We start from the raw sequence: 13,026 nt of genomic DNA on the forward strand, positions 1-13,026 counted from the left end.
CCCGTATGTCCTGGTCAATCGATATCATTTCCTGCATTACCGATCGCTTTGTGGAACTCACGGCGACCGAAAAACGCATCGCGCAGTTTATTCTCGATGATGTCGCGGCGGCGGCGGAGCTGCCCATCGCGGAGATGGCGCGCCTGACCCACACCAGCCAGGCCTCGGTCACCCGCTTTGCCCGGGCGCTCGGCTGCAAAGACGTCCGCGAGCTGAAGATGAAGCTCGCGCAATCCCTGGCGGTCGGGCAGCGATTTATCCTCGATGTTCCGGACCTTGAGGGCGTGCAGGGGATCTACGAGTCGATCATCGGCGTGCTGGAAACCAACCGCCGGGCGCTGGACATTGAAGCGCTGAAGCGCGCGGTGAGCTGGCTGAGCGACGCGCGGCAGATCCTGGCCCTCGGGATGGGCGGCGGCTCCACCATCTGCGCTCAGGAGATCCAGTACCGTCTGTTTCGCCTCGGCCTGCCGGTGGTCAGTCAGAACGACGGTCTGCTGGTGCGCATGATGAGCTCGGCGGTCACGCCAAAGGATGTGGTTATCGTGCTGTCCTTAGGCGGCTATACCCAGGAAATCATTGAAAGCGCGGCGATTGCCAGGCAGTACGGCGCAAAGGTCATTGCCATCACCCCCGCCGGAACGCCGCTGGCGGAGCAGGCGGATCTGGTGCTGCCGCTGCTGGTGCGCGAAAACGACTATATCTTCAAGCCCAGCACTTCACGCTATGCGATGCTGGCGATGGTTGACGTGCTGGCCACCGAACTGGCGATGGCCAACAAAACCCAGGCAAAGGGCAGGCTGCGCCGGATTAAGCTGGCGCTCGACAGCCATCGCGGAGGCGTCGACAGGCAGCCGCTGGGCGATTAACCGCTGCGGGCGGCGGCGATAAACCTCTCCGCCTGCTGACGGGTACGCTCCACGGCCTGCCCGGCGCGATACAGATCGCTTCCCAGACCGGCGCCGGCGCATCCCGCCTCGACCCAGCTCGCCAGATTCTCCGGCGTCACGCCGCCGACCGCCAGCACCGGCACCTCCGGCGGCAGCACCGCTTTCAGCGCCCGAATATAGTCCGGGCCGAAGGTGGAAGACGGGAAAATCTTCAGCCACTGCGCCCCGGCGTCCAGCGCGCTGAACGCCTCGGTCGCGGTAGCGCATCCTGCGCAGACCCGCATTCCGCGCGCCACCGCCCGGCGGATGGTCGCCGGCTGAGTATTCGGCGTCACGATAAGCTTCGCCCCGGCATCGGCCAGAAAATCGACCTGCTCCACCTTAAGCACCGTTCCCGCGCCAATCACCGCCTGCTCGCCAAAGCGCGCGGCCATCTGCGGAATGCTCTGCTGCCAGTCCGGTGAGTTAAGCGGAATTTCGATATAGCGAAATCCCGCCTTTATCAGCGTCTCAATATGCTCCGCCGCCTCAGCGGGGCGAATACCGCGTAAAATCGCTACCAGTTTAATCTTGTCCATGCATTATCCTCGCCATGCCGCCCAGCAGCGCCTCATCGCCGCTGCAACTGTTAACCGTCATTCCGCGCGCCCTCATCGCCCGGCTGTAGCGGGCATTCAGCGCCGGGTCGCCAACCAGCGTGACGCCGGAGGTACGGTAACGCTGCCCGAGGGTCGCCACCTCCGCGCCAATCAGCAGCCCGGAGAGATAGTCGCTGACCGAGGTTGCCGCCAGCGCCCCGAGTACCCGGGCAGCTCTGGCAACAAACAGTTCGCTAATCAGCGACGGCTGCGCCAGCCCTTTTTCCAGCCCCTGTTCAAACGCCGCCTCGTCCGCCTGCTGGGCCGGCAGCCCTTTGCCGATAAGCGATTGCGTCATCAGCAGATGGTGCAGTTCGCCGGTCATCGCCGTGGTAAAATGACGCACCATGCCGTCCGTCACCTGTACCCATTTGCAGTGGGTGCCCGGCAGCACGTAGCACTCCGCCGGCGCCAGCTCCATAGCCCCCAGCAGCTGCGTCTCTTCGCCGCGCATCACGTTGAACTCCCCGCCCTGGGCAATCTTGAGCCCGGGAATAATCCACACGCCTTCAGCCACGGCGCATCGCTGCTGCCCCGGCGCGTCGATCGCCGCCGGGCAGGCCATATACGGCACCGCTTGCCAGCCCGCATCGCTGCCGATCATCCCGGCCATCAGCACCGGCAGCATTTCGGCGCCGCGCCAGGGGGCCACATGCTCCGCGAATACGTCGGCGGGCGATCGTCCGTTCAGGCGGGTGATGCCCAGCGGCAGCTGCTTCGTCCCGACGCACTGGCCGTTGCGAATCAGCCAGCCGCGCAGCTGAGTAGAGCCCCAGTCGACGGCAATATAGTCCTTCATGGTGCTTCTCCCGAGGCCTGCACCGCCGTCTTCGCCGGAATCGCCTGCCCTTCCCGCTCTTGCGTAATCATTTCCAGCGCCTGCTGACGGCTGATTTTGCTGGCTGGCGTCATGACGGTGACAAAAATGGCGGAAACGAAGCTGCCGACGACCGACGGTATGCACGGGTTGCCCCAGTAAACCAGCCAGTCGGCTTTCATCAGAACTACAATCGACACCAGCATGCCGCTCAGCAGCGCGGTGAGCGCACCCTGCCAGTTAAAGCGCAGCCAGAAGCGGCCCAGAATTGAACAGACGAACAGCCCGGACATCAGCATGGAGATCATTTTGGTGATATAGCTGATGATATCGTTCGAGGTCAGGGCGAAGATCATCGCCAGGCCGATAACGAACGCCAGCATCCAGCGGGAGAGCGTTATCGCCTTATGCGCCGGCGGCATTTTTCCGGTAACGAGGGTGTAGACATCGCGCATCATGATGGCCACGGCGGCTATCGCATCGGAGCTGGCCGAAGACATGGTGGCGGAAAGCCCGGCAATCAGCACCACCAGACCCAGTATCGCCGGCAGGAAGCTGGTGGCGAACAGGAAGGCGTAGTTGCTGTTCTCAAGATGGGGGTTCATTGTCCATGCCGCCATGCCGATAATCGCCGGCAGCACCGAGAAAAACAGATACAGCACGCCGGTATAGACAAACGAGCGGCGCACCGAAGAGACATCTTTCCCCGAGTAAATACGCTGGCGATAGGAAGGGGTCGCCAGCACGCCGACGCCGATGACCATCGCCAGCGATAGCGCCGGAATGGCCCCCAGCTTATCGACCGCAAACAGGCTCATCGCCCTGGGATCCATCGCCTGTACGATGGCATCCCATCCGCCGACGTGAACCACCGCCAGAATCGCCATCAGGATAAAGCCGAAAAAGAGAATTAATGCCTGAATGGTATCCGTCCATACCACCGCAGAATAACCGCCGATGATGACGTAAATCGCAAAGGCCAGGGCAATAATAATTTTGGCCACCGTCAGATTTATCCCCGTCGCCCAGGATAAATACATGCTGCCGCCAAGAATATGCGCCCCCAGCCAGCCAATCGAGGCAACAAATATCATTATGCCAACGATATTTTTAATTAAATGGCTGCCGCCCGTATAATAAGAGAGCTCTTCGCTCATGGTCATAAAGCGCAGTTTACGCACCGGGGCAAACAGCCAGGCCACCAGCAAAATACCGATGGCTCCGCCCACGCCGTAGAGCATTCCGGCCCAGCCGTTGCTGTAGCCGAAGCCTACGGCGCCCATGCTTGAACCGGTCCCCACCATGGTCGCCACGGTGGAGCCCAGCGTCAGGAACAGCGGTAAGGAACGGCCGCCGAGTAAAAAATCTTCACCGCTTTTTTGATTACGCGACACGTACCAGCCAAGCCAAATCATGGCCAACGCGTAAATAATAAAGCCGACTAAAAAGATATGACTATTCATTATTCACATCCTGCCAGTTGAGTATGTAAAAGGTAAAAGGCTACGAAGCGCTGAATGAATTCAGCGCTCAAAAATCCTGTTTATATTTCTGGTTAATAAATTTTTATACGCTAGCCGCGTTATAACAGGTCACATCTACTTCGACTTTACAATCCACCACCAGGTCTGCGACGCAGCAGATACGGGCGGGCGGGTTGTCGCCAAAGAACTCGCGGAACACTTTATTGAAAGACTGGAAATAGCGCGCATCGGTGAGGATCACCTTGACGTGCACCACGTCGGCCAGGGTGTAGCCCGCTTCGGTCATGATATCCACGCAGTTCTGAATCGCCAGACGCGCCTGGTCGACAATCCCGCCTTCCACCACTTCACCGTCCTTCATCGGCGTCTGGCCGGAAACGTACAGCCAGCCCCCCGCCTCCACCGCGCGCGCGAACGGCAGATGCTGCCCGCCGGTGCCGGTACCGCCTTCTACGCCATAACGTTTAATACTCATTTTGCACTCCTTAGTTCATTTGGCGGCGCAGGAAACGCCCCGCGCGCCCGATAATCTTTTTGTCGCTGCCGTAGCTCATCACGCCGTTGACCATCACCGCCTCGATCCCCTCCGCCGGTTGTTTCGGGTCGGAGAAGCTGGCGACATCGCGCACCGTCTGCGGATCGAACAGCACCAGATCGGCAAAGTAGCCCACTTTCACCAACCCACGATCCGCCAGCTGGAAACGCGCCGCCGACAGCCCGGTCATTTTGTGGATAGCGGTGGTCAGCGGAAACAGCCGTTCATCGCGGCTGTAGTGGCCCAGGACCCGCGGGAACGCGCCCCACAGCCGCGGATGCGGCATCGGGTCGTTCGGCAGACCGTCGGAGCCGATCATGGTCACCGGGTAACGCAGCACCCGCCGTACGTCCTGCTCGTCCATGTTGTAGTAGATGGCGCCTGCGGGCATCAGCCGCGCCGCCGCCTCGTGCAGGCTAACCTGCCAGCCGTCGGCAATCTGCCGCAGGGTTTTCCCGGCCTGCTCGGGCTGCGCTTCCGACCAGGTGATGACGATCTCGAACTCATCGGTCACCTGCTTCATATCCAGCGTCGATGAGCTGGCGGAGTAGGGATAGCAGTCGCAGGCGATCTCCTGGCGCTGGCGCATCTCATCGAAGAAGGCCAGCGTCTCGCGGGTGCGGCCCCAGTTTTTCGCGCCGGCGCACTTATGATGCGAGACCACCACCGGCACGTTGCCGTGGCGGCCAATGCGGAACGCCTCGTCGAGCGCCTCCAGAATCGGCTCGAACTCAGAACGCAGGTGGGTGGTATAAATTCCCCCCTCCGCCGCCAGCTCCTCGGCCAGCGCCATCACCTCTTCGGTGGTGGACTGAAACGCGCTGGCGTAGGCCAGCCCGCTGCTCAGACCCAGTGCCCCCTGGCGCAGCGCGTCGCGCAGCTGCACCCGCATTCCGGCGATCTCGGTGTCCGTCGCCGGACGGAACAGATCGTCCATATGGTTATTGCGCAGCGCGGTATGGCCAATCAGCGTGCCGACGTTCAATGACGGCTTCGCCGCCTCCACCGCCTGGGCGTAAGCATCAACGGTGGGGTAAACAAAATGCTCCTGCTCGCCCAGCAGGTTCATCGGGTCAGGCACGCCGTCGCGCAGGGTCGCCGTCGCCGCGCTGATCCCGCAGTTGCCGACAATCACCGTCGTCACCCCCTGACTCAGCTTGGGCAAATAGGCCGGCATACGAATGACGTTGATGTCGTCATGGGTATGCACATCGATAAACCCGGGCGCCAGCACGCGCCCCTGCCCGTCAATCACCTGCTCCGCCGGCAGGTTCAGCGCCGGGGCCATATCTACAATCCGATCGCCCTTCACCGCCACGTCGCCGCGAAACTGCGGTCCGCCGCTGCCGTCAATGACCGTGACGTTTTTGAAAAGCCAGTTAACTTTCATCGCAATGACTCCCTTTCAACTCTGTCGACAAGTTAACCATTTACAAGGCGGAAAAACAGTGGAAAACTACGCAAAAACCAGATCAAATTGTGATACTTTTATTCACAAACAATAAAAATCACATATTAAATTTATATTTTTCAATTAATTAAAATTGATACTCAGCTTTATTCCGAGCATAAACCCTAAAAGGATAGTGTTATGAAATACCACTCCGATACGCTTATTCCGCACAAAGCCGCCGTGATGGCCGCTCCGGCAAATCTGCTGGCGGAGGAGGTCTGCCTCCCCGCCGCGCTGCTGAAAAAAACGGCGCTGGAAAATAACATCGCCTGGATGCAGCGCTACGCCGACGCGCGCGGCGTCTCGCTGGCGCCGCACGGTAAAACAACGATGACGCCGTGGATTTTTCAGGCCCAGCAGCGGGCGGGCGCATGGGGAATCGGCGTGGGCAGCGCCTGGCAGGCCAGCGCGGCGATGGCCAGCGGCGTTGAGCGCGTCCTGATGGTCAATCAGCTGGTCGGCAGGGCGAATATGCAGGCGGTATCGCGCCTGAAGGCGCATTACCGGGCGGCGGAGTTTATCTGCTGCATCGATAGCCTCGCCAACGCCCGCGCGCTGTCGGCCTTTTTCAGCGAACGGCGGCAAACGCTGGACGTGCTGATTGAGCTGGGCGTGGCCGGCGGGCGCTGCGGCTGCCGCAGCGTTGAGGATGCACAGGCTCTGGCGGAGGCCGTCGCGGACCTTCCGGGCCTTAAGCTGCGCGGACTTGAGCTGTATGAAGGGGTGTTGCACGGCGACGATCCGCAGCCGCAGGTGGAGGCTCTGCTGCGCCAGGCCGCCGATTTGGCCTGCCGGATGGAACATCTGGTTGAGGGGGAGTTTGTGCTGACCGGCGCCGGTACCGTCTGGTATGACGTGGTGTGCAATATCTGGCTGGCGGCGAAGAAACCGGCGCGCTGCCGGATCGTTATCCGTCCCGGCTGCTATATCACCCACGATCGGGGGATCTACGATATCGCGCAGAAAGCGCTGGTGGCGCGCGATCCGATCGCCTGCGATCTGGGCGGTGATTTAACCTCGGCGCTGGAGCTGATGGCGATGGTCCAGTCGGTGCCGGAAGCGGATCGCGCGGTGGTCAACTTCGGCAAGCGCGACTGCGCCTTCGACGCCGGACTGCCGCAGCCGATCGCTCGCTATCGCAACGGCGCGCAGCTGTCTGCGGCGGGGATCGAGAGCGTGGGGATCATGGATCAGCACTGTATGCTGCGCCTCGCGCCAGGCAGCGACGTGCAGGTCGGCGATATTCTGGTGTTCGGCACCTCGCATCCGTGCCTGACGTTTGATAAATGGAAAACCCTACTGCTGGTGGACGAGCAGTATAACGTGCTGGAAGAGCTCGATACCCTGTTCTGAGCGGCGGGGAATTCCCCGGATGGCGGCTGGCGCCTTATCCGGGCTACGGGATGGCACCGGCCCGTAGCCCCGGTAAGCACAGCGCGACCGGGGGAATATTTCTAGCTTCACGGAAGGAAAATTACGCTTCTTCCTCTCCACCCACCCCATTCCCCAGGGCGATAAACTCCTCCAGCAGCGCGGTAAGCTGACGCATTTTTTCGACGGTAAATTGGGCTTCTATCTGGCGATAGGCTTCTTCGACCTGGGCCTGGGCGCTTTCATACAGCTTCAGGCCCGCAGGCGTCAGCGAAACGTACAGCTTGCGCTGATCGTTAACCGGTTTTAAACGCAGCACCAGGCCGTCGCGCTCCATGCGGGTCAGAATACCGGTCAGGCTCGGACGTAAAATACAGGCGCGAAAGGCCAGATCGTGAAAATCCATCGACGGATTTTCGGCGAGGATGCGCACGATACGCCACTGCTGCTCGGTCAGATTGTGGCGTTTAACGATGGGCCGAAAGTGGGCCATCGCCGCTTCCCGCGCCTGCAGCAGCGCGATAGTTAACGAATCATGCATCACATACCTCTGAAATAAATCCCCAATCTGTTAATAAGTTAATAATTAGCGCTAATTCCTTCTGAAGGCAACCGGTTTCTGCCTCTGAAAAGTACCAGAAGGTACAAGAAAATTAATTATCTAATTGATTAACAACAAATAAAAAATATAACTGTAAATTTATTGTTAATCCGATCACAAAACATTCACTTCTGTTTGCCAAACCTTTCCGCAAAGCATAAAAGATGATCATTAACATATTAATGAATTAACTAACTTCCTAATTCCGTAGCAGAGGAGTGGTCAATGAAAGGTACCATCTTCGCCGTGGCGCTTAACCACCGCAGCCAGCTCGACGCCTGGCGCGAAGCGTTCCAGCAGGCCCCGTATAAAACCCCGCCGAAGACCGCGGTCTGGTTTATCAAACCGCGCAACACCGTTATCGGCGACGGCGAGAGCATTCCCTATCCGCAAGGCGAAACCGTGCAGAGCGGCGCCACCGTGGCGCTAATCGTCGGTAAAACCGCACGCAAAATCGCCGCGGAAGACGCTGCGGCTTATATTGCCGGGTACGCGCTGGCGAACGACGTCAGCCTGCCGGAAGAGAGCTTCTATCGTCCGGCCATCAAAGCCAAATGCCGCGACGGCTTCTGCCCGCTTGGCGCGCTCGCGCCGCTCAGCAACGTCGATAACCTGACCATCATCACCGAAATCAACGGTCGCGAGGCGGACAGCTGGAATACCGTCGATCTCCAGCGCTCCGCCGCCGAGCTGCTGAGCGCCCTGAGCGAATTCGCCACCCTCAATCCCGGCGATGCGATTCTGATCGGTACGCCCCACTCCCGCGTTACGCTGCGCCCCGGCGATCGCGTACGCATTCTCGCCGAGGGCTTCCCGGCGCTGGAAAACCCGGTGGTTGCTGAAGGAGAACTAGCATGAAACAGGCACGTATTGAGTGGCAGGGGCAACGGCACGATGTCCAGGTTGATGAACGCGGTCAGGTCCAGCTCGCCAACGGCAGGTTACTTCAGGAAGGCGAGTTTCGCTGGCTGCCGCCCGCCGACGGCACCCTGTTCGCGCTGGGCCTGAACTACGCCGATCACGCCAGCGAGCTGGCGTTTACGCCGCCAACCGAGCCGCTGGTATTTATCAAAGCGCCCAACACCTTTATCGGCCACCGCCAGGAGTCGGTGCGCCCGGATAACGTCGAGTACATGCACTACGAGGCTGAACTGGTGGTGGTGATCGGCAAAACCGCGCGTAAGGTCACCGAAGCCGACGCCATGGAGTACGTAGCCGGGTACACCGTCTGCAACGACTACGCCATCCGCGACTACCTGGAAAACTACTATCGTCCCAACCTGCGGGTCAAAAGCCGCGACACCCTGACGCCGATAGGCCCGTGGATCGTCAGCAAAGAGACGATCCCCGATCCGCACAACCTGGCGCTGTGCACCTGGGTCAATGGCGAACTGCGCCAGCAGGGCACCACCGCCGATCTGATCTTCAGCATTCCGTTCCTGATCGCTTACCTCAGCGAATTTATGACCCTGCAGCCGGGCGACATGATCGCCACCGGCACGCCGAAGGGGCTGTCGGACGTGGTGCCGGGCGATGAAGTGATCGTCGAAGTGGAAGGCGTCGGCCGCCTGGTCAACCACATCATTAGCCAGCAGGCATATGAGGAGAAGCTGTCATGAAAAAAATTAACCACTGGATCAACGGCAAAAACGTCGCCGCCGCGGAATATTTCCACACCACTAATCCGGCCACCGGCGAAGTGCTGGCGGAAGTCGCCTCCGGCGGCGCCGACGAGGTGAATCAGGCGGTGGCGGCGGCGAAAGAGGCGTTCCCGAAATGGGCCAATCTGCCGATGAAAGAGCGCGCGCGTCTGATGCGCCGGCTGGGAGATCTGATCGACCAGAACGTCCCGGAGATCGCCGCCATGGAGACCGCCGATACCGGCCTGCCGATCCACCAGACCAAAAACGTGCTGATCCCGCGCGCCTCGCACAACTTCGAATTCTTCGCCGAAGTGTGCCAGCAGATGAACGGCAAGACCTACCCGGTTGACGACAAGATGCTCAACTACACCCTCGTGCAGCCGGTCGGCGTCTGCGCGCTGGTGTCGCCGTGGAACGTGCCGTTTATGACCGCCACCTGGAAGGTGGCGCCGTGCCTCGCGCTGGGCAATACCGCGGTGCTGAAGATGTCCGAACTGTCGCCGCTAACCGCCGACCGTCTTGGCGAGCTGGCGCTGGAGGCGGGTATTCCGCCGGGGGTGCTGAACGTGGTTCAGGGCTACGGCGCGACGGCGGGCGATGCGCTGGTCCGCCACCATGACGTACGCGCGGTCTCGTTCACTGGCGGTACCGCCACCGGGCGCAACATCATGAAAAACGCCGGGCTGAAAAAGTACTCCATGGAGCTGGGCGGCAAATCGCCGGTGCTGATTTTCGAAGACGCCGATATTGAGCGCGCCCTCGACGCCGCGCTATTCACCATTTTCTCGATCAACGGCGAACGCTGCACCGCCGGCTCGCGCATTTTCATTCAGCAGAGCATCTACCCCGAGTTCGTTAAACGCTTCGCCGAGCGGGCTAACCGCCTGCGCGTCGGCGACCCCACCGACCCGAATACCCAGGTGGGCGCGCTGATTAGCCAGCAGCACTGGGAGAAAGTCTCCGGCTATATCCGCCTCGGCATTGAAGAAGGGGCGACCCTGCTGGCCGGCGGCGCGGATAAGCCCGCCGATCTGCCCGCCCATCTGAGAAACGGCAACTTCCTGCGGCCAACGGTGCTGGCGGACGTCGATAACCGCATGCGCGTGGCGCAGGAAGAGATTTTTGGCCCGGTAGCCTGTCTGCTGCCGTTTAAAGACGAGGCGGAAGGTCTGCGCCTGGCCAACGACGTGGAGTACGGCCTCGCCTCTTATATCTGGACCCAGGACGTCAGCAAGGTACTGCGCCTGGCGCGCGGCATCGAAGCCGGAATGGTGTTCGTCAACACCCAGAACGTCCGCGACCTGCGTCAGCCGTTCGGCGGCGTGAAGGCCTCCGGTACCGGCCGCGAAGGCGGCGAATACAGTTTTGAAGTGTTCGCTGAAATGAAAAACGTCTGCATCTCGATGGGCGACCATCCGATCCCAAAATGGGGAGTCTGATATGGGAAAGTTAGCGTTAGCAGCAAAAATTACTCACGTACCGTCGATGTATCTCTCTGAACTGCCGGGTAAAAACCACGGCTGCCGCCAGGGAGCCATCGATGGGCATAAAGAAATCGGCAAGCGGTGCCGCGAGCTGGGCGTGGATACCATCATCGTTTTTGATACCCACTGGCTGGTTAACAGCGCCTACCACATCAACTGTGCCGACCATTTCCAGGGCGTCTACACCAGCAACGAGCTGCCGCATTTTATTCGCGACATGACCTATGACTACGACGGTAACCCGGCGCTCGGCCACCTGATCGCCGACGAAGCGGTCAAACTCGGGGTCCGCGCCAAAGCGCATAACATTCCGAGCCTGAAGCTGGAGTACGGCACCCTGGTGCCGATGCGCTATATGAACAGCGATAAGCATTTCAAAGTGGTCTCTATCTCGGCGTTCTGTACTGTCCATGATTTTGCCGACAGCCGCAGGCTGGGCGAAGCCATTCTTAAAGCTATCGAGAAATATGACGGCACCGTGGCGGTCTTTGCCAGCGGCTCGCTGTCGCACCGTTTTATCGACGACCAGCGCGCCGAAGAGGGGATGAACAGCTATACCCGCGAGTTCGATCACCAGATGGACGAACGGGTCGTGAAGCTGTGGCGCGAAGGCAAATTCAAAGAGTTCTGCACCATGCTGCCGGAGTACGCCGACTACTGCTTCGGCGAAGGCAATATGCACGACACGGTGATGCTGCTGGGCCTGCTGGGCTGGGACAAATACGACGGCAAAGTAGAGTTTATTACCGAGCTGTTCGCCAGCTCCGGCACAGGCCAGGTCAACGCCGTCTTCCCTCTGCCGGAAACGGCGTAAGGAGCACGCAGAATGCCGCATTTTATCGCTGAATGTACCGACAACATCCGCGAGCAGGCTGATTTACCGGGCCTGTTCGGCAAAGTGAACGCCGCGCTGGCGGCCACCGGCATCTTCCCCATCGGCGGCATTCGCAGCCGCGCCATCTGGCTGGATACCTGGCAGATGGCCGACGGCCAGCACGATTACGCCTTTGTGCATATGACGCTGAAAATTGGCGCCGGACGCAGCCTGGAGAGCCGCCAGGACGTGGGCGATATGCTGTTCACGCTGATCAAAGCCCATTTCGCCGCGCTGATGGAGAGCCGCTATCTGGCGCTGTCGTTTGAGATTGATGAACTGCACCCGACGCTGAACTACAAGCAGAACAACGTGCACGCCTTGTTTAAATAGCGTGCGGCCGGTCAGGCCCTCTCCCGCCGGGAGAGGGCGAAACGACGCCGGCTTTTATTTCCGGCACAGCAGCACCTAATGACGTAACAGGAAGCAACTATGCTCGATAAACATACCCATACCCTGATCGCCCAGCGGCTAAACCAGGCGGAAAAACAGCGTGAACAGATCCGCGCTATTTCGCTGGATCACCCGACGATCACTATCGAAGATGCCTACGCGGTACAGCGCGAATGGGTAAATATGAAAATCGCCGAAGGCCGCGTGCTGAAAGGACATAAAATCGGCCTGACCTCAAAAGCAATGCAGGCCAGTTCGCAAATCAGCGAACCGGACTACGGCGCGCTGCTGGACGATATGTTTTTCCACGACGGCGGCGATATCCCTACCGACCGCTTTATCGTCCCGCGTATCGAAGTGGAGCTGGCCTTCGTGCTGGCCAAACCGCTGCGCGGCCCCCACTGCACCCTGTTCGACGTCTACAACGCCACCGACTACGTGATCCCGGCGCTGGAGCTGATTGACGCCCGCTGCCACAACATCGACCCGGAAACCCAGCGCCCGCGCAAAGTCTTCGACACCATCTCCGATAACGCCGCCAACGCCGGGGTGATCCTCGGCGGCCGCCCGATTAAACCCGACGAGCTGGATCTGCGCTGGATCGCCGCCCTGCTCTATCGCAACGGCGTGATTGAAGAGACCGGCGTCGCCGCGGGGGTGCTGAATCACCCGGCCAACGGCGTGGCCTGGCTGGCGAACAAGCTGGCGCCGTACGACGTCCAGCTGGAAGCCGGGCAGATTATTCTCGGCGGCTCCTTTACCCGTCCGGTACCGGCGCGCAAGGGCGACACCTTCCACGTCGACTACGGCAACATGGGCGCGATTAGCTGCCGCTTTGTCTAG

Annotated in this window: 14 protein-coding genes and 1 pseudogene; 9 read left to right on the forward strand and 6 right to left on the reverse strand. The window is 60.3% G+C overall.

The genetic code is table 11. The annotated features are described in order from the left end of the window. Positions 1-5 precede the first annotated feature (5 nt). On the forward strand, positions 6-869 hold the full coding sequence (locus ABLV30_RS12740; RefSeq protein ID WP_014227796.1) for a MurR/RpiR family transcriptional regulator: 864 nt from the start codon (positions 6-8) through the stop codon (positions 867-869). On the opposite strand, the gene ABLV30_RS12745 is transcribed toward ABLV30_RS12740, so the two are convergent. The 5 genes from ABLV30_RS12745 to ABLV30_RS12765 form a co-directional block, all read right to left on the reverse strand. Continuing rightward, positions 866-1,468, reverse strand: coding sequence for a 2-dehydro-3-deoxy-6-phosphogalactonate aldolase (locus tag ABLV30_RS12745; protein WP_032747798.1), 603 nt, complete (start codon positions 1,466-1,468; stop codon positions 866-868). The two genes, ABLV30_RS12740 and ABLV30_RS12745, sit on opposite strands and share 4 nt — an antisense overlap. Further along, positions 1,455-2,327, reverse strand: a complete 873-nt coding sequence (locus tag ABLV30_RS12750; protein WP_049082891.1) for a 2-dehydro-3-deoxygalactonokinase — start codon at positions 2,325-2,327, stop codon at positions 1,455-1,457. Before ABLV30_RS12750 ends, ABLV30_RS12745 begins: the two co-directional genes overlap by 14 nt. Beyond that, the gene (locus ABLV30_RS12755) at positions 2,324-3,808 is read right to left on the reverse strand and encodes a sodium:solute symporter family protein (RefSeq protein WP_265801747.1); all 1,485 of its coding nucleotides are present in this window, start codon (positions 3,806-3,808) and stop codon (positions 2,324-2,326) included. The genes ABLV30_RS12750 and ABLV30_RS12755 overlap by 4 nt, the downstream gene beginning before the upstream one ends. A gap of 103 nt (positions 3,809-3,911) precedes the next feature. Next, entirely contained in the window at positions 3,912-4,304 is a 393-nt protein-coding gene (locus ABLV30_RS12760; protein ID WP_265801745.1) for a RidA family protein, read from the reverse strand. A 10-nt stretch (positions 4,305-4,314) separates the two neighbouring features. Then, positions 4,315-5,754, reverse strand: a complete 1,440-nt coding sequence (locus ABLV30_RS12765; protein WP_064375508.1) for a D-aminoacylase — start codon at positions 5,752-5,754, stop codon at positions 4,315-4,317. Between ABLV30_RS12765 and ABLV30_RS12770 the strand changes: the two are divergent. Next, positions 5,732-5,858 (forward strand): annotated as a pseudogene (locus tag ABLV30_RS12770) (hypothetical protein); the annotation flags it as partial. The gene ABLV30_RS12765 and the pseudogene ABLV30_RS12770 overlap by 23 nt on opposite strands. A gap of 97 nt (positions 5,859-5,955) precedes the next feature. Beyond that, positions 5,956-7,170 (forward strand): amino acid deaminase, encoded by a 1,215-nt coding sequence (locus tag ABLV30_RS12775; RefSeq protein WP_025106894.1) that lies wholly within the window; start codon positions 5,956-5,958, stop codon positions 7,168-7,170. Positions 7,171-7,291: 121 nt separating this feature from the next. On the opposite strand, the gene hpaR is transcribed toward ABLV30_RS12775, so the two are convergent. Then, on the reverse strand, positions 7,292-7,729 hold the full coding sequence (hpaR, locus tag ABLV30_RS12780) for a homoprotocatechuate degradation operon regulator HpaR (RefSeq protein WP_014227790.1): 438 nt from the start codon (positions 7,727-7,729) through the stop codon (positions 7,292-7,294). Between the two features lie 285 nt (positions 7,730-8,014). On the opposite strand from hpaR, the gene ABLV30_RS12785 reads away from it, so the two are divergent. The 6 genes from ABLV30_RS12785 to hpaH all read left to right on the forward strand — a co-directional run bounded on the left by ABLV30_RS12785 (position 8,015) and on the right by hpaH (position 13,026). Continuing rightward, a complete protein-coding gene (locus ABLV30_RS12785; RefSeq protein ID WP_048262622.1) occupies positions 8,015-8,647 on the forward strand; it encodes a fumarylacetoacetate hydrolase family protein in 633 nt (210 codons plus the stop codon). Then, entirely contained in the window at positions 8,644-9,408 is a 765-nt protein-coding gene (locus tag ABLV30_RS12790; protein ID WP_103814869.1) for a fumarylacetoacetate hydrolase family protein, read from the forward strand. Before ABLV30_RS12785 ends, ABLV30_RS12790 begins: the two co-directional genes overlap by 4 nt. Then, the gene (gene hpaE / locus ABLV30_RS12795; protein WP_032719289.1) at positions 9,405-10,871 is read left to right on the forward strand and encodes a 5-carboxymethyl-2-hydroxymuconate semialdehyde dehydrogenase; all 1,467 of its coding nucleotides are present in this window, start codon (positions 9,405-9,407) and stop codon (positions 10,869-10,871) included. Before ABLV30_RS12790 ends, hpaE begins: the two co-directional genes overlap by 4 nt. 1 nt (position 10,872) lies before the next feature. Next, positions 10,873-11,730 carry a 3,4-dihydroxyphenylacetate 2,3-dioxygenase gene (hpaD, locus tag ABLV30_RS12800; protein ID WP_004098307.1) on the forward strand — a complete coding sequence of 286 codons (858 nt, stop codon included), beginning with the start codon at positions 10,873-10,875 and terminating at the stop codon, positions 11,728-11,730. 12 nt (positions 11,731-11,742) lie between these two features. Then, entirely contained in the window at positions 11,743-12,123 is a 381-nt protein-coding gene (locus ABLV30_RS12805) for a 5-carboxymethyl-2-hydroxymuconate Delta-isomerase (protein ID WP_004098305.1), read from the forward strand. A 99-nt stretch (positions 12,124-12,222) separates the two neighbouring features. Then, positions 12,223-13,026: a 2-oxo-hept-4-ene-1,7-dioate hydratase gene (gene hpaH, locus ABLV30_RS12810; protein WP_004098303.1), complete on the forward strand. Its 804-nt coding sequence runs from the start codon at positions 12,223-12,225 to the stop codon at positions 13,024-13,026.

The sequence above is a fragment of the Klebsiella sp. CN_Kp113 genome, from assembly GCF_040064585.1.
Lineage (GTDB): Bacteria > Pseudomonadota > Gammaproteobacteria > Enterobacterales > Enterobacteriaceae > Klebsiella > Klebsiella michiganensis.

Coding starts and splice junctions, on each gene's coding strand:
- ABLV30_RS12805 (WP_004098305.1), top strand. CDS start 11,743: ATGCCGCATTTTATCGCTGAATGTACCGACAACATCCGCGAGCAGGCT.
- ABLV30_RS12745 (WP_032747798.1), bottom strand. CDS start 1,468: ATGGACAAGATTAAACTGGTAGCGATTTTACGCGGTATTCGCCCCGCT.
- hpaH (WP_004098303.1), top strand. CDS start 12,223: ATGCTCGATAAACATACCCATACCCTGATCGCCCAGCGGCTAAACCAG.
- ABLV30_RS12750 (WP_049082891.1), bottom strand. CDS start 2,327: ATGAAGGACTATATTGCCGTCGACTGGGGCTCTACTCAGCTGCGCGGC.
- ABLV30_RS12765 (WP_064375508.1), bottom strand. CDS start 5,754: ATGAAAGTTAACTGGCTTTTCAAAAACGTCACGGTCATTGACGGCAGC.
- ABLV30_RS12760 (WP_265801745.1), bottom strand. CDS start 4,304: ATGAGTATTAAACGTTATGGCGTAGAAGGCGGTACCGGCACCGGCGGG.
- ABLV30_RS12755 (WP_265801747.1), bottom strand. CDS start 3,808: ATGAATAGTCATATCTTTTTAGTCGGCTTTATTATTTACGCGTTGGCC.
- ABLV30_RS12740 (WP_014227796.1), top strand. CDS start 6: ATGTCCTGGTCAATCGATATCATTTCCTGCATTACCGATCGCTTTGTG.
- hpaD (WP_004098307.1), top strand. CDS start 10,873: ATGGGAAAGTTAGCGTTAGCAGCAAAAATTACTCACGTACCGTCGATG.
- hpaR (WP_014227790.1), bottom strand. CDS start 7,729: ATGCATGATTCGTTAACTATCGCGCTGCTGCAGGCGCGGGAAGCGGCG.
- ABLV30_RS12785 (WP_048262622.1), top strand. CDS start 8,015: ATGAAAGGTACCATCTTCGCCGTGGCGCTTAACCACCGCAGCCAGCTC.
- ABLV30_RS12775 (WP_025106894.1), top strand. CDS start 5,956: ATGAAATACCACTCCGATACGCTTATTCCGCACAAAGCCGCCGTGATG.
- hpaE (WP_032719289.1), top strand. CDS start 9,405: ATGAAAAAAATTAACCACTGGATCAACGGCAAAAACGTCGCCGCCGCG.
- ABLV30_RS12790 (WP_103814869.1), top strand. CDS start 8,644: ATGAAACAGGCACGTATTGAGTGGCAGGGGCAACGGCACGATGTCCAG.